Here is a 21,209-nt window from a genome sequence, read left to right as displayed (position 1 = left end):
TCGGCGAGGCCGATAGCCTGGAAAAACTCGAAGCCCTGCTACCCTGGAACGTCCCGCTGGAGCCCATTGCAAAAAAAGTGGCGCAATACAACGAAGGCAAGTAGGTCGATTTAGCGGCGCTTACGATTTAACTGAATAAACTGATGCGTTTTTATACATAGAACCATTTGTGGATAGGATAGAGATGGCAAGAATCCTGATGACTCGCGCCCTTGATGGCCACGGTCATATCTACGATTCTCGAGAATGTCAAACTGTCTCTGACCAAGTGGTTTCTGGGAAAGCCGCGTGAACAGATTTAACGGTATCAACGTTATTTTAAGCCTAACCGTTTAGCCAGTTTATGCAAATTACTTGGGTCAAGAACTAACCGACGAGCCACATTAGCCCAATTGCCCTGACAGGCATCCAAAGTCTGACTTATAACCTTACGCTGATAACCATCCACGGCAATCTTTAGCGATACAGTCTGTTCATCATGCGAAACCTGTGATAACAGTATATGTTCGGTTTTTGTCGAACAAATCGCGTTGGCATCCAATGCCAGATGCTCTGGTTCCAATGTGACAATTTCTGTTCTGACAGCTCCCCGACTGAGTGCACGCAAAGCAGCCCGGCTGATCACATGCTCTAGTTCGCGTACATTGCCCGGCCAGTCATAAGTAAACAAAGCCTGTTCTGCTTCGCGTGATAATCGCAGGCTACGAAAACCAAGACGGGCACGGTTTAGCTCTAGAAAATTCCCTGCCAGTAATAACACATCGTTATCACGCTTCCGCAGTGGGGGGATCGGCACTGGATAAACCGACAACCGATGGTACAAATCAGCCCGGAATTGCCCTTCTCTTACCTGCTCATGCAACTGTCGATTGGTTGCCGCAATGATCCGAACATCGACTTTCTGCTGCTGATCTGTACCGAGTCGTTGGATCTCGCCATTCTGTAACGTGCGTAGCAATTTAGCCTGCACAGTCAGTGGTAATTCACCAACCTCATCGAGAAAAAGCGTACCGCCATGTGCTGCTTCAAATCGACCGGGGCGATCGCTTATCGCACCAGAAAATGCACCTTTAACATGACCAAACAGTTCACTTTCCGCGAGTGACTCTGGTAATGCCGCACAATTGACATGGATCAGCGGTGCAATATGTCGTGGTGATTTACTGTGTAAGCGGCGAGCAAATAGCTCTTTTCCTACACCAGTCTCGCCCAGCAACAACACGGGAAGTTCGGAATCTGCTACCACATCCAGCTCATGCAATAACTTCAGCAAAATCGCACTTTGCCCAATGATTTCACCATCACTAGTATTTTGTTCACCCAGCAATAACGCTTCTGATGCTCGATTACCAACTCGTAACGCTAGAATCTCTTCTTCTAAACGGCTCATACGTATCACCACTTCAGTCAGAGAAGCACTGTGCGTTAATTTATCAACTGCTTCATCGTCAAAAACAAAACCCTCAAAAGCATCTAGCGTTAATGCGCCCCACAATTGCCCTCCTAGATAGAGGCTGATCCCCATGCAATCATGTACGGGTAATGGCAGCCCACGTTGTGAGTCCAGTAAACCATCATATGGATCAGGTAACAGACTTTCCGGTTCAAATCGCACTGCTGAACGACTGGATAAAATAGTGGCCAGACGAGGGTGCTGTGCCACGACAAAACGGCGCCCCAATGTTTCATGCACTAAGCCATCCACTGCCACAGGACAAAGGCAATCACCATCCAATTTCAATAAACCAACTGCACTACAACCAAAATTAGTTCGAATCGCGGAAACCAGCCGCTCCTGTCGAACGGAACGCGGTAGTTCAGTAGTGAGATCAAGTAACAATGATGTGTCAAACATGGTATTTATTACCAGAAATGGTTTTTTTAACCCTATCAGGAGATGGTAAAAAACACCACAAAAATATATAATCCATATATTTCAATGTGTTAGATATGGCATGATTTATGCTTTTACTTATCGAGATAAAATTACTCTATTATTTATCAAGGAGCGCTTTCATGGTCTTACTCGAACAAACTATTGCCAATATTGCTTGTGAAATTCCTGGTGCAACACGAGTATTCCACAAATTTAAACTAGATTTTTGCTGCGGTGGTCAACAACCGTTAAAAGATGCCATCGCTCACCGTAACCTCGATGCCACGCTGGTTATTACTGAATTAGAGCAAGTACAACAGTTACCAAGCCACGAAATTGATTGGCGTACTGCAACACCTTCTGCGCTAATTGATTTTATCCTGGAACGCTTCCATGCTCTGCATCGAATTCAATTACCAGAACTGATCCGCCTTACAAATCGAGTGGAACATGTCCATGCGGATAAAATAGGCTGTCCGTTAGGTCTGGGGGCTCATCTGGTTGATATGCTGCGGGAGCTGGAAGGTCACATGCAGAAAGAAGAGCAGATCCTATTCCCTATGCTGAAAAAGGGTCTTAACAACTCAGTACAAGGCCCAATTGCTATGATGCGTATTGAACATGAACAGCATGGTGAATGTTTGGACGAAATAATGCACCTGACCAATGACATTACGCCTCCGGTAGACGCTTGCGTGACATGGCGTGCACTCTATACCGGCCTGACACAATTGCGAGAAGACCTGATGCAACATATTCATTTGGAAAATAATATTTTATTCGCAAACGCCACCACCAATTAATGACCAGTCATCTATTATTCTCGGGGATATCTGCATATCCCCGTGGATTTGGTAGTCACGTATTTTGGTTATGTTGACTTTGTGAGAAAATAAGAGAAGCATTTGTTCAATGCATGTTCATCCATAATATCGAACTTAAAAATAGGTTTAATCGGAAACGAGAATTAAGGTTGGCAGCAAGAATCTCTTGTGGTCTCTTGTGGTCTCTTGTGGTCTCTTGTGGTCTCTTGTGGTCTCTTGTGGTCTCTTGTGGTAGTTATTGTTCATAAAGTAGGTAATGTTTACGATCCATCTTTTTTATCTATCAGTATCGCTCATAAACACACTTGCTTATATTGTAAACAAAAATATATATCTAATCAACTAATATGTTTATCACATTTTAATCCGTGCTGTATTAAAAATCACCCTACCTGGGCGGCTTCTGGATAGGCTGGAACCCATTTTTATTGTTTAGAACGCGCATAAATCACTTCATTTTATCTACGTTCCATAGTTTAATTGGCAACGTGAATGTTTTTAAATGCGCATTATTTTTTTTCGAGGTAACTTATGTTTGGCTTAAAGCTTAAACAACAATATCAGATCTTATCTGATGAAAATCAGATGCTAAAAGAAGAGATAGAGCAGTTACAATCCAGCTATAAGATAGCATGCGAAGAAAGTCAAGAAATTCAGATAAGGCTAAGGAATACACAATCTAGAGAGCGATTTTTCCTTGGAATGTTTACCAATATTGCAAATTTTGGGCAATCACTACATGGGCTCGGTGATTCTTTTTTGGGCCTAGCTGTACAGCTGAATCAACAAAAAATAACTGCTATTTCATCCTCTCGGGAATCAGAAACAAATCGTCTTGCTTTTCAGCAAATGGCTAACAATCTGCACACGATGTTTGAACAAATTACGGCAGCCTCAGAAAATGTGGCCTCGCTACATGAGCGCGCTAGTCAAATCAATGGTATTGTTCAATTAATAAAAGGTATTGCCGATCAAACAAATTTATTAGCGTTAAATGCAGCAATTGAAGCCGCCCGCGCTGGCGAACAAGGGCGCGGATTTGCTGTAGTGGCTGATGAGGTTAGAAGTCTGGCGGAGCGGACCAGCAAAGCGACAACAGAAATTGCTGGGTTGGTGAGCGAAATCCAGTCCGATACCCAACAGGCCAAAAACGTTATGGAACAAGGCGCCATCAATGCTCGTCGTTACAGTGCAGATAGTCTTTCTGCAACTAATGGCATGTCGCAATTAACGGAGCTTTCGCAAAATTTAGAGCAATCAATTACAGGAGCTTCGCTGCTTTCCAATGCGGAATTAGCCAATCTGGAAGAACTCAGTCTTAAATTAGAAGTGTATAAAGTATTAATGGGATTATCCAACCTAACTGCGGAGCAGCTTCCTGATTACACTGAGTGTCGACTCGGCCAGTGGTATTACGCTGGTGAAGGTAAAGCCAGTTTCTCTAAATCATCAGGTTATCGCGAGATGGAAAAACCACATCAAGCTGTACATGACAATGCCAGAAATGCGGTAGCTCGTTTCCATAATGGCGATTACGATGGGGCACTTTCTGCTTTAGCTGCAATGGAGCAGGCAAATATAACGGTCATGAAGGGTATGAGCCATTTTCTAAAATTATAACTCTAACAACGATTCCTGATTACCCATGATTAGCAGTCACTCCGAACGGCGTTGCTTCCCAAATCAGTCGTAAAAACGTAGCTTCCCCAGCCCCAAGTGACCGTTACACTTGGGCTTTCTGACCGGCAGGCCAAGGTCGTCAGTTTGTTTATCACACTCACATACGCCATCACTTCCCCCACTTGGTCGTTGTAGTTTCGTTGACTGATTCTTCCCACCATCAGCTGTTTGAACCGGGACATCGCCGTCTCTACCAACGAGCGACGGAGATCTCGCCTGGATGCTCAAGCACAAGCTGCTGCAAGCGATGAAGGAGTCTGACGACAAGCATCCCATCAGCGGTATCATTCAACTCGATGATGTCTACTGGGGCAGTGAACGCCGTGGTGGCAAGCGGGGTTGTGGTACCGTTTGCAAGACACCTTTGTGGCGGCAGTGTCCCTGAAGAAGGAAAGAAATCCAATCAAAATGTGGATGACGGTGGTTGATGGGTTCAAAACTAAGACCATTGGCAAGTGGGCTAAACGACATCTTGCTAACGGGAGTGCCGTGATATCTGATGAGTTATCCCGTTTCAGGGCAGTCAAGGAAGCCAACTGTGAGTACCTGAGTGTCGTCACTGGAGGCAACCTGGATTTACTGGAGCATCTTGCGTTCAACTGGGTAAGCACGATAATAGGGAATGTGCAGAACTCGCTGCGGAGCAGTTGCCATACGCTTGGAACCAAGCCTCTACCAAATCATCTGACGGAATGATGCTTCCGATTTAAGCATCGTTTTGGCATCAAGAGCATGCTGGTTGAATTGAACCACACGATAGAGGAAATCCATCTAATGCCATATCGGGAAGATCATGGGTAATCGGATAGGTGGTACCCCATATCTATAGCCACGTATGAATAATACATACCGATAAATTTGAGGAGCAACCTCTTATAGAAGAGTTAATAACTGTGCGATTTCAAAAACAAGCCTATCCGCTTCATCAGAATCAAAATCTGTTTTCTGAAGTTTTTTGACTCCATGCTCATTCAATAAGACATGATTTGTAGGAGTGAGATTGTGAATAGCCAAACAACTTTTGACACATTGTAAAGGACATCCATCGATAGCAATGATCGATCTACCAGACTTTGCTATACGGACTAAATGCTTTACGTTTCCACCAACACCTGCAATGCAGGACATTTCTGCATCACCTCGTTTATCTAGCTGAATAGCCATATAGTTTGCCATCTGCGCTGCACTTGAACAACCAGAGCATGAATAAACCAATGGTAAAGAACGTAAACATTCACTCATAAAACATCCTTTAAAAATCATAGTCCCATGAAGATGCCCTTAATAAATAGGGCATCTGCGAAATCAATTATCAAATTTAAAGTTTCTACCAATAGCGCTGGTAATTCCGTGGTAACTCCTGAAATTATAAATCAGAGGGCTCCACAAATCCGCGTCAATAACGTCATCTTTTTTAAGTAAAGATGCATCTGCATGCACATGAGTGGCTCGCAATTCAACGATAGCAAAATTATTGCGCTTTGTTATATGTTCAACTAAACACTCGACCTGAATTAAACATTCTTGGATACGAGATGGTTTAACGGTACAGGACGCCAGCTCTGTAAATCCACCAAGAGCAAATTTATTACCACAATAACTGAAACCTATCTTTTCAGATGGGACAGGATCCTTTCCGGTCAATTTGGCAATAGATTCAATTCTATCCGAAAGGTTGTCTGATGCAACATTCAATACGACTTCTGGACAATTCTCAATGTTTTCGATAGCCTTTGAATTTAGACTGAGGCCGATGACAATATTATTCGAAAGAGACCAACTCGATGATATTGGTGTAATGTTAGTTGTATCAGTATCATCGATGGTACTCAGTAGAATTACGGTGTTTCCCCAATAAAGTGATTTTGGGTGAACTTGCTTATGCATTGCCATCTCCTTTGTAACAGAAACACTACAAATTATATATCACAGTGTGATATAATTGAACTTATTGTATTTCACCTAAGAAGTCAACAACCGAGTAAGCTATGCTAACAAAAGCTCAATTTGAGGCACTTTCTGAGTTTCGCTATCAGTTAAAGCGTTTTCTTCACTTTAGTGAAACTGCGGCCAAGGAGCTCGGGCTCACACCATTACAATATTTATCCCTCCTGCACATTCAAGGATACCCAGGGCGCAACTGGGCAAGCGTGGGTGAACTAGCGGAAAGGCTACAAATGAGTCATCATGCTACCGTAGCTTTACTTACGCGATGTGAGGAGTTGGACCTTGTTGAACGGCGGAAAAATGAAAATGACAAGCGCAAAGTAGATGTGTATTTAACAGACAAAGGGAGAGAATATTTACAGCAATTGGCACAGCAGCATAAAACAGAATTACAATCGCTTCAAAATACTTTCCAAGTAGCACGTATTACAGCACTGAATGAAAACTATGATGCTGACCAGTAAAAAACATTATGTACTAAGAGTATGAGCAAGTGAATTGCTCATACTTAATTACCAGAATACTCTAGTCATAATTCACATTGAACTGCTTACAATAAAATATGACTTGTGAATATATTTTTTCGTGGTCTGCGAAAAGGATTAAATCAATACTTTCGTTATCAGGAAGGATGTGTATCACTCTAGAGCCAGGTTTGCTTTCGACCAATTTAATCAAGGATATTTGACGCCATGGGAAAAATAAATGCTTTTTATGACAATGAAATTCAATACCATCAGGGCTTAATTCCAGCTTTACTTTTCTTGCGACATAAATATATCTCATGTTTATAGCCGCTGTGATAATAAAGACTAGAAATGAGAATAAAACAGTATTTCGATATAACTCTTCGGTTATTGATAAACCAGAAACTTCGGATGCCAACAACAGCAGCATCGGCCAGAAAATAGCAACAAAGAAAGGTTCGACTAACTTAGTCACAAACTTTTTATTTGATACATGATATACCATACTACGCCTGATAAATAGTAGTCGCAGTTTACACTGCGACTACTACCCTAATCATGTTACCGACGAGACCTTACGATCTGGATGCGTCTAGTTAAATACTCAAGCGGTACGCTCCAAACGTGTACTAATCGACAGAATGGAAAGACAACAAACAAAGTCATACCTAAAATCATATGAATTTTGTAGATAAAAGATACCCCTTCTAAATTTTTAGAGGCCCCTGTTTGGAACGTCACAACATCTTGCGCCCAACTTACGAGCTTCATCATGACACTGCCGTCAAGATGGAAGGCAGAAAATGGAATTGTCAGAAGACCAAGCGCTGCCTGGGAAACTAATAATACCAAAATCAAAATATCCGCAGTTGATGATGTTGCTCTGACCCTTACGTTTGTCAGACGCCGCTTTAAGAGCAGATATCCACCGTACAACGTCATTGCACCAAAGACACCGCCAGCAAACATTGCTATAAGTTGCTTTGCTTGCAATGATAAGAATGACTCATATATCCAGTGAGGTGTCAATAGACCAAAAAAGTGGCCAAAGATGATACCAAGAATACCAATGTGAAACAGTCCAGATGCCAACCTCATATTCGAGTTATCAAGCAACTGGCTTGATCCTGCTCGCCAAGTGTACTGCCCATAATCGTAACGAACCCAACTACCAAGTAGAAAAATGGTAACTGCAATATATGGGTATATATCAAAGAAGAAGCTATGAATATAGTTCATTTGTTTGCCTCACCAATTTCAAGGTACTGTGGTACGACTGCATTCTTAAATCGGTTACTATGAATTGTAGTGGTCTAATCATCCCGGACACCATTTTAGGTGGTACAGTCGCCACCATGACTTGAGGTGTTCAATGACAAGATTACGTCGCTCATTTACTGCTGAATTCAAACTCGAAGCCGCATCCCTGGTACTCGACCAGGGATACTCAGTCCCCGAAGCCAGCCGTTCACTGGATGTCGGTGAAACCATACTTCGTCGATGGGTTCAGCAGCTTCAATCCGAACGAACCGGCACCACCCCAATCGGCAAAGCGCTGACCCCGGAGCAGCAGAAAATCCAGGAGCTGGAAGCCCGCATCAACCGGCTCGAGCGCGAAAAGGACATTCTAAAAAAGGCTACGGCTCTCTTGATGGCGGACGAGTTCACTCGTACGCGCTGATAGACCGATTAAGAGAGCAAGCCCCCATCACTCTGGTCTGCTGCGCTTTCGATGTTCCAACATCCTGTTTTTACGACTATCTGGCCCGCAAGCGGACGATTAACCGTGAGCGGATGCAGCAACGCAGCGAGTTGCGCCGTTTGTTCAAAGAGAGCCGGAACTCAGCGGGCAGCCGCGCCTTGATGTCGATGATGCGAGAGCTGGGGCATCAGATTGGCCGATTCAAAGTGCGCAGTCTGATGAAGGAGGTCGGTCTGGTATCCAAGCAACCGGGCGCTCATCGCTATCAGGTCGCCCGGTCTGAACGACCGGATATTCCCAATCTGTTGGCCCGTGAATTTGATGTCCAACAACCCAATCAGGTGTGGTGTGGCGATATCACCTACGTCTGGGCAGGTGGTCGTTGGAATTACCTGGCGGTGGTGCTCGACCTTTATGCCCGCCGAGTCGTGGGCTGGGCGATGTCTGACAAGCCTGATGCAGAGCTGGTAATAAAAGCGCTCGAGATGGCCTATCAGCAGCGGGGTTGCCCATCAGGTGTGCTGTTTCACTCAGACCAAGGCAGCCAATATGGCAGCCGGGCATTTCGGCAGCGGCTGTGGCGCCATCGCATGACCCAGAGCATGAGTCGGCGTGGCAACTGTTGGGATAATGCACCGATGGAGCGGTTGTTCAGGAGTCTGAAGACAGAGTGGCTCCCGACAACGGGATATATGAACCTGCGGGAGGCGAAGCGGGATATCAGCTATTACCTGATGGATTACTACAACTGGCGGCGTCCACATCAACACAATGACGGGAGCGCGCCAGCAAAAGCCGAGGATCGGCCTAACCAAGTGTCCGGATTTAGTTGACCACTACAGTTACAGTCACGCCAGTATGCGATTTGTTCATGGGTTGAGGATGATAGAGCTTGTCTAGATAGAGCTCTCATTTTTGAAAAAACACTTTTTTAACTTTCCGCCCTACAGGGCGAACATAACCATGCTTTTACTGTGGTTAAATTTCTATTTTCTATTTTCTATTTTCTATTTTCTATTTTCTATTTTCTATACGTTTATAGATTTTCAATTCATTACTAAGTGATAGAGCATTAATTTATTAAATCAACTCAGTAAATCTTAATTTATAAAAGCGACTTTCATTTGCTCTCTTCAATAAGATCGTGTGAGGGGTTGTAAAACTGGGCTCTCTTCGCTGCGTAGCAGCGGAATGTTGAAACGCTGAAATTTAATTCAAACTCTCATAATTAGTAAATGGACAGTTTTTCGATTTTTTCAAGTGGGGGGATGTGAAAAAATTTCCAAAATCAATTTGATTGATTGAAATTTAACCTATTGTGCTGATTTTATGCTATTAGTCCCCCGACTTATTGGCAAACCCCATGTTCAATCCGTCCCACCAGATCGACAACAGCCTGAACCCCCATCGGTGTAGTCAACAACTTAGCTGGGGCAACGCCACCAAGGCCCCAGGCTGGACGCTCTAACCATGATAATGCCTTGGTGGTGTCGTACTTGTTGAGGGAGAGCACCGCATCGAGGGCCTGTACAACGCCGTATACCCTGGCACCCTGCGATGTTGACAGGGGAGTCTCTGTCTTGAACTTGCGGGCAATTGTGCTTCGGCTAATGCCTGCTAAGCGGCATATCAAACCTGCATCTGTACTCATCAATTCAGCCAGTCGATGAATGATGCCAGGAGCTACACCAGCCACGATCCATAGATGCGCCCCCAATGGGTCGCTCGGTATGCCAAGAGTGCTAAAGGGCGTCATAGCCGAGGGCTCACTCTTACCTGGATGATAACTGGCATAGGACATAGTGACATCTCCCCTGATCCAGAATATATGGTTGCCTCGTCCTATCCTATCTGTTCCGTGTGTCAGTGGCGATAGGTCAGAGCTTTGTGGGGCTACTGATGACGGACCGTTTGTAGGGGGGATCGACCGAACTCGAACAGTGTTCCTCTAGAGGTCTCCGCTGTCGAGGTAAAAGCCAGATCGGCTCACTTCATGAGCCGAGAGTGCTCATTCATCGGCTCATCTGGTGAGGTGATCTCAATGCTCACTACCTCCTAGATTACGTTATTCACAATGGATTTTTTATTTTAGGCTACACAGTTTCAGATTGGAGCTATGCCCTAAGCAGAACCAAACGCGATTTAGCTCACGCCTCTTTGAATAATGCTATTTCTCTGTTCGTCTTGGTGCCAAAAACTGTGGAGCTAATGCTGGGATTAAGAGATAATTTCTCTGATATAAAAATGTGATACATGAGGCTATCAATGAACGATTTTTTGAAAACACTGATGAATATTCGTAGTCTGCGAGCTGTGCTGCGTGAGCTGTCTTATGAGCAGCTGGTTGAGGCTAAGGAAAAATTTGACGAAATCTATGCCGAACGTGAGCAGCAAGAGAGCAAAATCAGAGCGGAGTCAGCAGAACGCCTGCAAAAACTGGCTGAGTTTACCGAGCTGCTGAAAGAAGCAGGCATCGATCCTAGTGAGCTGGTTGGCACTTCGGCTCCAGCGAAAGCTGAGGGGTCAGCTAAAGCCAAACGCGCTCCTCGCCCTGCAAAATACAGTTATACCGAGGATGGTCAGGAGAAGACCTGGACTGGTCAGGGGCGCATGCCTAAGGCCATTGCGGAAGCTGTGGCGAGTGGTCGAGCATTGGAAGAGTTCTTGATCTAGTGCTGAGAGCCCATGCCTGCTCGGCGTGGGCCTTTAATTCTATCTGTAGTAGGAGCACCGTATGGGGAGGACATTAGAGGGCATCATCTCATCCGAATCACCGGAGGTTGTCCAGAGAGCAAAGGCGCTGGCCGAAGAGCAACTGGTATGTCTCAGTGTGATCAAACTGCTTTCAAATCTCGGGACGGGTGATGTTCCTAAAATAGATTCCGATGTTTTCGATAGTTTGTTGTCGCTCAAAAAGTCAGTTGAGAGCCATGACTGTCGGTTGAGTTTATTCGTTCATATGCCTGACGGCAGTCTTCATGGTGTCAACATTTAACAAAAGATCGTCATTGGTAGGTTAATCGCAGATTTTATCTACCAAATAAAAATAACACCCCATGGCGATGCTTTTTCAAACTCCCTCAGTGTGCAAGCGGATCTGATAGCGTGTATTGCGTCCGCCACCAGGTAATTTCTCAATGCACCCACTATCCACCAGTTGCGCAAGATGGCGTGTAGCGGTCGCTTTGCTGACTCTTGCCACTTTTTGATACTGGCTTGCATTGATGCCATTTTCAAAACCTTCTTTGCCGCCATCCAATAAACGGTTAACAACCTTAGTTTGCTCTGGACTCAGACCGTCATGACAGTGCCGCTGCCAGAAAGATGCCTTGGCAAGGCCACGAGCAATACTCTGTAATGCCAGTTCTAGGGTGTAATCCAGCGTATCGAGAAACCAACAGATCCAGGAGGTAATATCCAACGAGCCCTTCTGTGCTGACCCCAGTGTCCGATAGTAGTCTGCCCGCCGTTCTAGAATCGCAACTGACATGGCATACAGCCGGATGCTGTGGCTGTCAGCCTGTGACAGCGCGAGATCGGTCAATGCCCGCGTGAGCCGCCCATTGCCATCATCAACGGGATGCAGGGTCACGAACCAGAAATGACAGATCGCCGCACGAAGCAGTGGATCCATCGTGGGGTCATGCTGAGTCTGGTTAAACCAGGGGATGAACTCGGCCAGTTGATCGTCCAGAGCGGCTCTGGGTGGAGCCTCAAAATGCACGGTAGGGCGATCAACACGCCCAGAGACAACCAGCATCGGCTCATCTCCTCGCAACTGCCCTACGTTCAGTCGCTGCACCGACCATTCGTTGGCGGGGAACAGCCAACGATGCCATTGGTAAAGTCGTTCAATTGTCAGTGGTTGTTCATGGTTGTCGATGGCATCCAGCATCATTGCCGCGAGCCCCTCTGAGCGATCTGACACGGGATAGGACGGAGTTTCTGATCCCCCTAACCGCCTAGCCAGGGAAGAACGCACGGATTGGGCATTGAGACGTTCGCCTTCGATAGCGGACGAGGCGATGATGTTAGCCAATAACGTGTCCAACGTTTGGTCGGGGTTCCCCAACCTGGAATGACTACCGATTAGAATTCCCTGCCTGCGTTGAACCTGCCGTAATCTGGGCAATATCTCGCTATCCCGCCAACGAAAATGGGGCCAATCTGCTTGTTGCCAAATCCAAAATGGGTCCATAACATGTTCATTCAATGTGCCTTAATCCTCCACCGTTTCAAGGCTAACTTCGTCGGCAACGATGGCACTGGTCTACGCATCAACAGCCAAGTGAAGCTTGCCGTTTCTCCTTGCCGTGCTTGCCCACCTTCCACTCTCCTTCGCCCTAGACCTTCAGTTCGGTAGCAACACCAGATAAGCCACTGGCACCTGACTGACAAGCGGTACTGAATGTTAACCTGCTTGGCGCGTTTACTGGTGCTGTTGCAACACTGCACCGGCAAGGGAATATCAATTCAGCATGAACAGCGAATTGACGACCCTCCAACGTGCCGTAATGGTTCCAGCTTTCCACCGGCACCTTGAGTTGTGCGGCCACCATGCGCAGCAGGGGCGGAAATGGAGGATCATCGACGCCCAAGAAGATGCCAGGGAATCGCAAGTAGCAAAGCTGCACGGCGAAGCCCAATCGATTCGCGGCGCCGCGACGCTGACGGATCACCGACAGGTCGGTTTCGTTGAACGTGTAGTGCCGTATCAGTTCGTCTTTGGCATCTGGCAGTGTCAGCAGACTTTCGCGCTCGGTGGCGGACAGGGTTGAGCGGCGTGGCATGGTCAGTCTTCCCGCAGGTACTGGTACAAGGTTTCGCGGCTGATGCCGAAGTCACGGGCCACCAAGGTTTTCTGGTCGCCTGCCGCAACTCGCCGTTTCAACTCGGCAATTTGTTCGCTGTTCAGCGATTTCTTTCGTCCCCGGTAGGCCCCGCGCTGCTTAGCCAGCACGATTCCCTCGCGCTGACGTTCGCGGATCAGAGCGCGCTCGAACTCAGCAAAGGCTCCCATGACCGACAGCATCAGATTGGCCATCGGTGAGTCCTCGCCGGTGAACGTTAGCCCTTCTTTGACGAACTCCATGCGCACGCCCCGTTGTGTCAGCCCTTGGACGATGCGGCGCAGGTCATCAAGGTTGCGTGCCAACCTGTCCATGCTATGCACCACCACGGTGTCGCCCTCGCGGACGAAGGCCAGCAGCCTTTCAAGTTCGGGACGTTGTGTGTCCTTGCCTGAAGCCTTATCGGTGAATACCTTGCCGACTTCTATTTGTTCCAGTTGTCGATCAGGATTCTGGTCGAAGCTGCTGACGCGAACGTAGCCGATACGTTGACCTTGCAAGATGCCTCCAAAGGTAAAAATGTCAGGATGAAATCTATTACCCTTGGCTGAATGTGTCAATAAATATAAATTAATACCCTACTCTGACGTTGTTTGTGCTCAACATCTGACATCAGGTTAGGGTATAGTCTTAACTGACACCACCTCCCAGGGCCTGATATAAAGCAACACTATCGACTAGGCGTTGTGCCTGGACCGCAACCATATTGATCCGGATTGACTGTGCCTGTTGCTGCGCGATGAGCAGTTGCAGGTAGCTGGCCGCGCCCAGCCGGTATTGCCGCTCGACCGACTGCAAGGAGGCCTGTGCAGCCATATCAGCGGCAGCGAGGGCAGTCAAAGTTTGTGCATCGCTTTCCACCGCGCGCAGGGTGTCGGCGACGTTACGCAAAGACTCCAATACGACGCTCTGGTAATTGGCTACGGCGGCATCAAAAGCGGCGAGCGCCGCTCTTTTTTCAGCGGGTAGCCCTGGATTAAAAAGAGGCTGGGTGAGCTGCGCAACCAGGCCCCACACTGCCGAGCCACCACCGAACAGGGCACCGGTGGTCAGCGCCTGAGAACCAAGGTTGGCGCTCAGGTTGATCTGTGGGTAGAGCTTGGCGACAGCCACACCATAGTCTGCATTGGCCGCATGCAACAGCGCCTCTGACGCCTGGATATCCGGTCGGCGGCGCACCAGTTCTGAGGGCACGACGAGCGGCATCTCGACGGGTAGAGTGAAATCGGCCAGAGTGAAGGCCGGGATGCCACCCGTGCCTGGGGCACGACCGGCTAGCACCGCCAGTAGATGTTCGGTTTGTTGCAGTTGTTTACGCAGCGCAGGCAGTTCTGCCCGCGTTTGCTCCGCCTGAGCTTGTAGGCTCAACGCTTCATCAGGTGAGGCCTGACCGATACGCACGCGTTCATGGGCTAGGCGCAGTTGCTCATCCTGCACGCGCAAAATGGCAGTAGTGGCTTCTAGTTGCGCGGCGAGGCGTGCTCGGGTAATGGCAGCGGTTGCCATGTTGCCGGCAAGGGCCAGGCGCGCAGCATTCAGTTCGAAGCGACGGTAGTCGGCGCGAGCAGCCAAGGCTTCGAGTGCGCGCCGGTTGCCGCCAGCCAGATCGAGGTTGTAATGCACGCCAACGCTGGCGTTGTAGAGGCTGAATTGACGTGCGTCTCCGCTCAACCCTTGGCTACCGGGACTCATTTGCTGGCGCTGAGATCCCAGTGCGACATCTACCTGTGGATATTGCGTCGAGCCCGCCTGTGCGGCAAGAAGCTCCTGCGCGTGTCGCAAATTGGCGCTGATGCTCGCCAGCGTCGGGCTGACATGGAAAGCTTCGTTTATCAGTCCGTCGAGTGCGGATGAACCCAAGCTTTGCCACCATTGCGTTTCGATCGGAAGCCCTTCGACTAGACGTTGTGTTTCGCCGAACTGCGTGGGAGCGGACGCGGTTCTATCAGCCACTGGTATTGCAGTGTAGCGAGCCACATCGGGTGCGGTGGGACGCTTAAAATCAGGGCCAGCGGCGCAGCCGGCCAGACCGGCGGTGATCAGACCAGCTACCAGGTAAGTTGCCGCAAGCCGTCTTTCGAGGCTGATGGGGCGCTGGCATGTTTTAGCGTGCTCCATAAAAATGCTCCACGAAAGGTTTACGGAAAGCTTGGTGGCAGCCCAAGCAGCTTTCCTGCACGTGGGCGAATGATTGGATCACCGCCTTGCCGTCGCTGCTCGCAGCAGCCAGCTTCATGGCCAGCGCCGCCTCGTGAGTCTGCGCGTCAAAGTTTCTGAACTTGGTCGCATCAGCGCCGAGGTAAGCAAGGATGCGCATTTTTTCAGTAAGCGGTGGCTCGGGGTGTGCAGCAACTTTTGGGGCGAGCTGAACGACCTGAACCCATTCCTCCTGCGAAATCGCACCGGTAATAGCCTGCATGTTGCGCCCGAGTTCCTGCATGATCTTACGTAGCGCCAGTGGCTCAACCTGGGTAGCGTCACCAGCCCAAGCTGGCAACTGAAAACCCCATAGAAGCAGGCAGGCCGTAACGGTCAGGGTGATAGTTCCAAATGCGTGGCTGTGTTTGCGGTGGGTCATGAAATTCTCCTGTAATTCAATCATTCTCTCATTCGAACTCCCGCCCTTCGCCAGCTTCCTCATGGGTTACACCGTCGCGGATGTGGTAGATGCGCTTGAAGGTCGGGATGATCTTTTCGTCATGGGTGACGACGATGATGGCGGTCTCGAACTTGCGGGCCATGTCGTTGAGGATGCGGATTACAGCCATGGCGCGCTCGGAATCCAGCGGCGCAGTGGGTTCATCGGCCAGGATCACTGGCGGGCGATTGACCAATCCGCGCGCGATGGCAACCCGTTGCTGCTCGCCACCGGAGAGTTGCGAGGGCATTGCGCGAGCTCGGTGTTGCACATCAAGCGCCGTGAGCAATTCCAGTGCCTTCGCGCGCGACTCTCCATTCGCGACGCCTGCAAGCATCGGCAACAGCGCCACGTTGTCGGTGACATCGAGAAACGGAATCAGGTACGGCGCCTGGAAAACGAAACCGATCTTGTCACGCCGTAAGGCGCGCAGGTCGCGGACTTTCCAGCCATCGGCGTAGATCACTTCATCGCCCAGCGTCATGCGACCGGCGGTCGGTTCGATCACCGCACCCAGACACTTGAGCAGCGTGCTCTTGCCGGACCCGGAAGGGCCGATCAGTCCCACCACTTCACCTGGCGCAACATGCATATTCACGTCTTTCAAGGCAAAGACAGCGGTGTCACCATCGCCATACCGCTTGCTTAAACTTTCGATGTGTATCCCTTTGCCACTCATCTCAACCTCCAATGGCTTCGGCCGGATCGACCTTGAGTGCCATGCGAATGGCGACGAGGCTAGCTAGAACGCAGATCACGAGCACGGCAAAAAAACCGGCGACAGAATCCATTGGCGTGAGCAGGACATATTTTGGAAAAGCCGGTGCTGAAAAGGTGGCTGTGATCTTGCCGACCACGAAGCCAATCACGCCCAGGGCGAGCGCCTGCTGCATGATCATCGCGGCGATGGTTCGGTTGCGTGTGCCGATGAGCTTCAACACCGCGATCTCACGGATTTTGTCCATCGTCAGCGAATAGATGATGAAGGCAACGATGGCCGCGCTAACGATGGCCAGAATCACAAGGAACATGCCGATCTGCTTGGCCGAGGTGGCGATCAGCTTGCCGACGAGGATGTCTTCCATCTGTGCCCGGGTGTAGACCGTCAAACGCTTCCAGCGCTGGATGGATTCGGCAACCTCGTCCGGCGCATGACCAGGTTTCAGAGTGACCAGCACGGCATTGACGAACGCGTTGCTGCTCTGTGAAGCAATCACGGCATCCAGCAAACCTGGATCACCGGGTCGATTGAAGACCGGGTTGGCTTCGGTGCGACGCCGGCTTTGCCAGATGGCATCGTTGTCCTTGAGGAACTGGGCCTCCTGGGCATCTTTGAGCGGAATGAATACCATCGGGTCGCCGCTGGACGACACCATGCGCCGTGTCAGCCCCACGACGGTGTAATGATTGCGGCGAATGGCAAGACGATCTCCCAGTTTGAAGCCGGTGGCGATGTCGGCCACAGCCTCGTAGTGACCGCGCGTGATCTGGCGTCCAGCGACGAGATAAGGAGGCCATCCGGGTGTAGCCCCCAACGCACCGGGCGCGATGCCGACCACCATGGTGCGTACATCACTCTCGCCCTTGCGTACCTGCATGGTCAGGTAGGTCGCGTTCGCTGCCTGTGAGACTCCCGGCATGGCGAGAATGGCGCGATACACGTCATCGTTGAGGCTTGACGACTCCGCATAAGGACCCAGAGTATCCTTTTGCACCACCCAAAGGTCAGCGCCACTGTTGTCGAGCAACGCCTTGCCGTCGTCCACCATGCCTCGGTACACCCCAGCCATGACTAGGGTGACGCCGATCAGCAGACCCAGACCGATGCCGGTGAAGACGAATTTCCCCCAGGCATGGAGAATGTCGCGGCCGGCCAGGCTGATCATCGTGAAACTCCCGGGATATGCTCGACCACATGGATGCGGCTGCGCGCCGTCAGTGCCTTTTCGCTATAGGTCACAACCTGGTCCCCATTCTTGAGCCCTTCGCGCACCTGCACGTAACCATTGAGGTCGGAAGTGCCGAGCTTGACCGGGGAGAAATGCAGATCACCATCCACGATTTGCCAGACACCAACTTTATCGCCTTCACGCTGGACGGCAGCGTTGGGGATCAGTGGAGCGGCCGGGAGCGCCGGCAAGTCAACCGTGACTTCGGCCAGTTCACCCACCGGTGGCAAAGGTTCTGGTTTGTTATCGAATGTCACCTTGGCAAGCGTTTCCTCGGTTACCGCGTCGGCCTTGGGTTCCACCCGCAGCACGCGGCCTTTCAAGGTCTGGCCACCACGCGAACGCAGGACGATATGAGCCGGCAGCCCCCCAGCCAGCCCCGATGCGCTGATCTGGTCGAAGCGCACATTGATCCACAAACTCTTGGGGTCGATCACTTCCACCACGGCCTGGCCCGCGACGATGGTCGTGCCGGGATCGGCATCGCGCACGGCGACTACACCGTCGACCGGCGCGATCAGGCGCAGATTGCTCCGCTGCGCGACGAGTCCTTCGCGGTCGGAGCGTGCCCGGGCAATATCTTCCCGAGCGGCGGATAGGGCGGCATCGGCGATCTGTAGTTCCTGCCGCTTGGTGGTGACGATTTCCTCGCTGGTCGAGCGCACCGCAAACAATTGCTCATAGCGGCGCGCCTGGGTCTGCGCGTAGGCTTGCCGGGCTTCTGCCTCGCGCAAAGCCGCTTCCGCCCGCTTGAATACAGACTCCTGTGAGCGCACCCGATCATCAAGGTCGACCGGCTCCATCTCGCCGAGCACCTGTCCGGCCTTGACCTGGTCGCCTACATGCACCTCCAGGCGTTTGACGCGCCCGGCAAACGTCGGCCCGATCTTGTAGGTGTAGCGCGCCTCCACCGTGCCGATGCCGAACAGCGCCGGTGTGATAGCCCGTGATTCCACGCTTGCCACCGTCACAGCGACCGGGGCGAGCGGCCCTGATCGCAGACCGACATAAATAAAAAGCACCAGCAAAGGAATGATGACGGCAAGCAGCGCCAGGGTGCGGCCTTGCAAGGGTAACTTTTTCATTGCGCACTCCTTATGCCACGCCGATAAATTGCAAAGACGCGCGGCGCATCGCGGTGCATACGTCCCACATCACCCGCCAACAGCGATTGCATGACCAAGCCCTGGATCGTGCCAATGAACAGCGTTGCCGCCGCCTCGTTGTCAAGCGAGGGAGACAACTCGCCGCTGGCCTTGCCTTTCTCGATGAGACGATGCAAACGTTCGCCGTAGCGCTGAATCAAGGTTTGCACCATGCGCTTGGCCGGTGTTGATTCGGCACGCTGAAGCTCACCAAACATCATTCTTGGCACGCCTGGGTGCTCAGCTACGAATTCGATATGACTCATGAACATCGCCTCCATGGCTGCCAAGGGCGACTCGATTCCTTGTGCGGATCGATCGATTCTGGCTAATAGGCGCTCTGCTACCCACTCCATGACCGCCTGCCAAATGGCTTCCTTGTTCGGGAAGTGCCGAAACAGCGCACCCTGGGTCAAGTTCATGTGTTTAGCGATAGCCGCAGTGGTTATCTCGCTTGGGTTTTGTGAACCGGCAAGCGCCACGACGGACTCGACAGTTACGGCACGACGTTCATCGGCCGGCAGATGCTTTGGATGGGTGTCCACGAGCACTCCCTGTAAGATAGTAATTAATTACTATCTTACCACAAGAGGTAACTCAAACAAGAGAAAACCCGACGTACTCGTCAATATCTAAATAACTGATCCCAATAGTGCTACACCTTCGCTGTACCATAGCCATTCCCCGGGAAAGGAGACACGGTATCCATGAAGTGTTTCACTCGGGCCAGCAGGCTGGCCATTCCTCTGCATTGATGATTGCGCGTGATGGTTTCATGTAACTTGTGCCACAGCCGTTCTATGTGATTAACCCAAGGGCTGTAAACTGGCTGGAACACCAGGCAGAACTTGGGGTTCTTCTTCAACCATCGCTCGGTCTGTTTGCTTTTGTGAATGATGTAGTTATCGAGGATCAGTGTGATGGTTTTGGCTCGTCGGTAGTGGCGACGCAGCTTTTCCAGCATGGCGATAAACAGCGATGAGTTATTCTTTATCCCGCTGACGTAAAGTACTCTTCCATTGCCTGCATGGAGAACGCCTGCCAGGTAATGTTTGGCGTTCTTTCCAGGTGTGACAACCCGCTTTTGCTGCGCTCTGAACATCCAGTCGGCCCCTAATTTGGGATTAAGGTCTATATCGACTTCATCCTCATAAAACACCGGATTATCTGCATCACAGCGGGCCAGTGCCGCGTCGATATTAGCCATTTTCTCCTGATAGGCAGGGTCTTTTATCCGCAAGGTCGGCACGGGCCTTCGCCAGACAATGCCCATACGCGGTAACCATCGGCGGAGCGTGGAGGCTGCCATATTGAGCCCCATTAACCGATTGATTTTGATAGCCAATAGTTCGGTACACCAACGGCTGCGCTGATAACCAAAATCTTGCGGAGAAAACTGCATGAGCAGCACCAGTAAGGTGACAATCTTGGCGACAGGTAAGATCGGGGCACGGCCAGCCGGTAAGGCTTCTAACGCCCCCACACCTTCATCCCGATACCACCGAAGCCAACGGCCGATGGTCGAGCGAGCAGCGCCGGTAAGGTGATGAACATCAGTGATCGTGCGTCCTTCATGTAACAGCAAGATGGCCATCAAGCGACGAGCATGCCCTTTATCACGCGTGGCATGGATGATTTTGTGAATGCGGCGCCGTTGTGTGGTCGTGGCAGGGGTGGTAGGATAGGCATCAACTCAGTCCTTTTGGTGTGGCTTGTTTTGTTTGGCGACTAATGAGATCGCACAAACTGGACGGTTCCCTTCCTCCTGTGATCTACTATTCGGAACAGCTATTTAGATCAAGGTATCTGATAGGCTAACCCCCGCAAGAACGGTTCAAAAGTAACCAACCTCATCTTTTTTTGAGATTTTTTCATTTACCCCACTTGAAAAAATCGAAAAACTGTCCATTTACTATTATTGAGAACAATTAAAAAATTTAAGAATTTCAACATTCCGCTGCTTCGCAGCGAAGATAATCCAGATTTTTAATTCCTTCGAGCTAGGGAAGGTGCGAATAAGCGGGGAAATTCTTCTCGGCTGACTCAGTCATTTCATTTCTTCATGTTTGAGCCGTTTTTTCTCCCGTAAATGCCTTGAATCAGCCTATTTAGACCGTTTCTTCGCCATTTA

General features: G+C 50.0%; 19 protein-coding genes and 7 pseudogenes. 7 read left to right on the top strand and 19 right to left on the bottom strand.

All coding sequences use genetic code 11. The features are described from left to right. Window positions 1-313 precede the first annotated feature (313 nt). Window positions 314-1,855 (bottom strand): nitric oxide reductase transcriptional regulator NorR, encoded by a 1,542-nt coding sequence (gene norR, locus ACLHZ1_RS19325; RefSeq protein ID WP_427263377.1) that lies wholly within the window; start codon window positions 1,853-1,855, stop codon window positions 314-316. Between the two features lie 161 nt (window positions 1,856-2,016). Here norR and ytfE point away from each other — a divergent pair, with 161 nt between their 5' ends. From ytfE to ACLHZ1_RS19310, 3 genes and pseudogenes are all read left to right on the top strand, one after another. Beyond that, a complete protein-coding gene (gene ytfE / locus ACLHZ1_RS19320) occupies window positions 2,017-2,679 on the top strand; it encodes an iron-sulfur cluster repair protein YtfE (protein WP_042878713.1) in 663 nt (220 codons plus the stop codon). 552 nt (window positions 2,680-3,231) lie between these two features. Beyond that, a pseudogene (locus tag ACLHZ1_RS19315) lies at window positions 3,232-3,918 on the top strand (methyl-accepting chemotaxis protein); the annotation flags it as partial. Continuing rightward, window positions 3,919-4,320 (top strand): CZB domain-containing protein, encoded by a 402-nt coding sequence (locus tag ACLHZ1_RS19310; protein ID WP_371856661.1) that lies wholly within the window; start codon window positions 3,919-3,921, stop codon window positions 4,318-4,320. It begins immediately after the preceding pseudogene. A 63-nt stretch (window positions 4,321-4,383) separates the two neighbouring features. On the opposite strand, the pseudogene ACLHZ1_RS19305 reads toward ACLHZ1_RS19310, so the two are convergent. Next, a pseudogene (locus ACLHZ1_RS19305) lies at window positions 4,384-4,586 on the bottom strand (hypothetical protein); the annotation flags it as partial. A gap of 2 nt (window positions 4,587-4,588) precedes the next feature. Between ACLHZ1_RS19305 and ACLHZ1_RS19300 the strand changes: the two are divergent. Next, window positions 4,589-5,181: pseudogene (locus tag ACLHZ1_RS19300) on the top strand (IS1595 family transposase); the annotation flags it as partial. Window positions 5,182-5,253: 72 nt separating this feature from the next. Here the strand turns inward: ACLHZ1_RS19300 and ACLHZ1_RS19295 are convergent. After that, window positions 5,254-5,622, bottom strand: coding sequence for a putative zinc-binding protein (locus ACLHZ1_RS19295; RefSeq protein WP_050555278.1), 369 nt, complete (start codon window positions 5,620-5,622; stop codon window positions 5,254-5,256). Window positions 5,623-5,685: 63 nt separating this feature from the next. Then, entirely contained in the window at window positions 5,686-6,267 is a 582-nt protein-coding gene (locus ACLHZ1_RS19290; protein WP_162516531.1) for a flavin reductase family protein, read from the bottom strand. A gap of 101 nt (window positions 6,268-6,368) precedes the next feature. On the opposite strand from ACLHZ1_RS19290, the gene ACLHZ1_RS19285 reads away from it, so the two are divergent. After that, the gene (locus ACLHZ1_RS19285) at window positions 6,369-6,791 is read left to right on the top strand and encodes a MarR family winged helix-turn-helix transcriptional regulator (RefSeq protein WP_081999320.1); all 423 of its coding nucleotides are present in this window, start codon (window positions 6,369-6,371) and stop codon (window positions 6,789-6,791) included. Window positions 6,792-6,852: 61 nt separating this feature from the next. On the opposite strand, the gene ACLHZ1_RS19280 is transcribed toward ACLHZ1_RS19285, so the two are convergent. Both ACLHZ1_RS19280 and narI read right to left on the bottom strand, forming a co-directional pair. After that, window positions 6,853-7,269, bottom strand: a complete 417-nt coding sequence (locus ACLHZ1_RS19280) for a hypothetical protein (protein WP_139388402.1) — start codon at window positions 7,267-7,269, stop codon at window positions 6,853-6,855. 86 nt (window positions 7,270-7,355) lie between these two features. Then, on the bottom strand, window positions 7,356-8,033 hold the full coding sequence (gene narI / locus ACLHZ1_RS19275) for a respiratory nitrate reductase subunit gamma (RefSeq protein ID WP_081999321.1): 678 nt from the start codon (window positions 8,031-8,033) through the stop codon (window positions 7,356-7,358). A gap of 133 nt (window positions 8,034-8,166) precedes the next feature. On the opposite strand from narI, the gene ACLHZ1_RS19270 reads away from it, so the two are divergent. Next, a protein-coding gene (locus tag ACLHZ1_RS19270; protein ID WP_427263376.1) for an IS3 family transposase occupies window positions 8,167-9,329 on the top strand; the annotation gives its coding sequence in 2 pieces (ribosomal slippage) (window positions 8,167-8,422 and window positions 8,422-9,329; 1,164 coding nt in all). Between the two features lie 515 nt (window positions 9,330-9,844). Here ACLHZ1_RS19270 and ACLHZ1_RS19265 read toward each other — a convergent pair. Then, window positions 9,845-10,297 carry an antitoxin Xre/MbcA/ParS toxin-binding domain-containing protein gene (locus tag ACLHZ1_RS19265; RefSeq protein ID WP_139706800.1) on the bottom strand — a complete coding sequence of 151 codons (453 nt, stop codon included), beginning with the start codon at window positions 10,295-10,297 and terminating at the stop codon, window positions 9,845-9,847. Window positions 10,298-10,761: 464 nt separating this feature from the next. On the opposite strand from ACLHZ1_RS19265, the gene ACLHZ1_RS19260 reads away from it, so the two are divergent. Then, window positions 10,762-11,169, top strand: coding sequence for an H-NS family nucleoid-associated regulatory protein (locus ACLHZ1_RS19260; protein WP_139706802.1), 408 nt, complete (start codon window positions 10,762-10,764; stop codon window positions 11,167-11,169). Window positions 11,170-11,566: 397 nt separating this feature from the next. Here ACLHZ1_RS19260 and ACLHZ1_RS19255 read toward each other — a convergent pair whose 3' ends face one another. From ACLHZ1_RS19255 to ACLHZ1_RS19200, 12 genes and pseudogenes are all read right to left on the bottom strand, one after another. Beyond that, the gene (locus ACLHZ1_RS19255; protein ID WP_240036323.1) at window positions 11,567-12,394 is read right to left on the bottom strand and encodes a Fic family protein; all 828 of its coding nucleotides are present in this window, start codon (window positions 12,392-12,394) and stop codon (window positions 11,567-11,569) included. Between the two features lie 66 nt (window positions 12,395-12,460). After that, a pseudogene (locus tag ACLHZ1_RS19250) lies at window positions 12,461-12,694 on the bottom strand (DUF4172 domain-containing protein); the annotation flags it as partial. Between the two features lie 75 nt (window positions 12,695-12,769). After that, a pseudogene (locus ACLHZ1_RS19245) lies at window positions 12,770-12,991 on the bottom strand (IS5/IS1182 family transposase); the annotation flags it as partial. 4 nt (window positions 12,992-12,995) lie between these two features. Next, window positions 12,996-13,286, bottom strand: a pseudogene (locus tag ACLHZ1_RS19240) (DUF4158 domain-containing protein); the annotation flags it as partial. Between the two features lie 2 nt (window positions 13,287-13,288). Then, entirely contained in the window at window positions 13,289-13,846 is a 558-nt protein-coding gene (locus tag ACLHZ1_RS19235) for a recombinase family protein (RefSeq protein ID WP_001162010.1), read from the bottom strand. A 130-nt stretch (window positions 13,847-13,976) separates the two neighbouring features. Further along, the gene (locus ACLHZ1_RS19230) at window positions 13,977-15,464 is read right to left on the bottom strand and encodes an efflux transporter outer membrane subunit (RefSeq protein WP_042648285.1); all 1,488 of its coding nucleotides are present in this window, start codon (window positions 15,462-15,464) and stop codon (window positions 13,977-13,979) included. Continuing rightward, complete coding sequence (locus tag ACLHZ1_RS19225) at window positions 15,451-15,948, bottom strand: cytochrome c (RefSeq protein WP_232471760.1); 498 nt, start codon at window positions 15,946-15,948, stop codon at window positions 15,451-15,453. Before ACLHZ1_RS19225 ends, ACLHZ1_RS19230 begins: the two co-directional genes overlap by 14 nt. Window positions 15,949-15,952: 4 nt before the next feature. Then, a complete protein-coding gene (locus ACLHZ1_RS19220) occupies window positions 15,953-16,663 on the bottom strand; it encodes an ABC transporter ATP-binding protein (RefSeq protein WP_041205303.1) in 711 nt (236 codons plus the stop codon). A 1-nt stretch (window position 16,664) separates the two neighbouring features. Next, on the bottom strand, window positions 16,665-17,870 hold the full coding sequence (locus ACLHZ1_RS19215; protein ID WP_004393995.1) for an ABC transporter permease: 1,206 nt from the start codon (window positions 17,868-17,870) through the stop codon (window positions 16,665-16,667). Next, window positions 17,867-19,018, bottom strand: a complete 1,152-nt coding sequence (locus tag ACLHZ1_RS19210; RefSeq protein ID WP_023266980.1) for an efflux RND transporter periplasmic adaptor subunit — start codon at window positions 19,016-19,018, stop codon at window positions 17,867-17,869. The genes ACLHZ1_RS19215 and ACLHZ1_RS19210 overlap by 4 nt, the downstream gene beginning before the upstream one ends. Further along, window positions 19,015-19,623, bottom strand: coding sequence for a TetR/AcrR family transcriptional regulator (locus tag ACLHZ1_RS19205; RefSeq protein WP_004393990.1), 609 nt, complete (start codon window positions 19,621-19,623; stop codon window positions 19,015-19,017). The genes ACLHZ1_RS19210 and ACLHZ1_RS19205 overlap by 4 nt, the downstream gene beginning before the upstream one ends. 110 nt (window positions 19,624-19,733) lie before the next feature. Beyond that, window positions 19,734-20,767, bottom strand: a pseudogene (locus tag ACLHZ1_RS19200) (IS630 family transposase). Window positions 20,768-21,209 lie beyond the last annotated feature (442 nt).

The organism is Aeromonas sobria (assembly GCF_050266975.1).
Lineage (GTDB): Bacteria > Pseudomonadota > Gammaproteobacteria > Enterobacterales > Aeromonadaceae > Aeromonas > Aeromonas sobria_B.
This window is presented reverse-complemented; position numbering and strand designations above follow the sequence as displayed.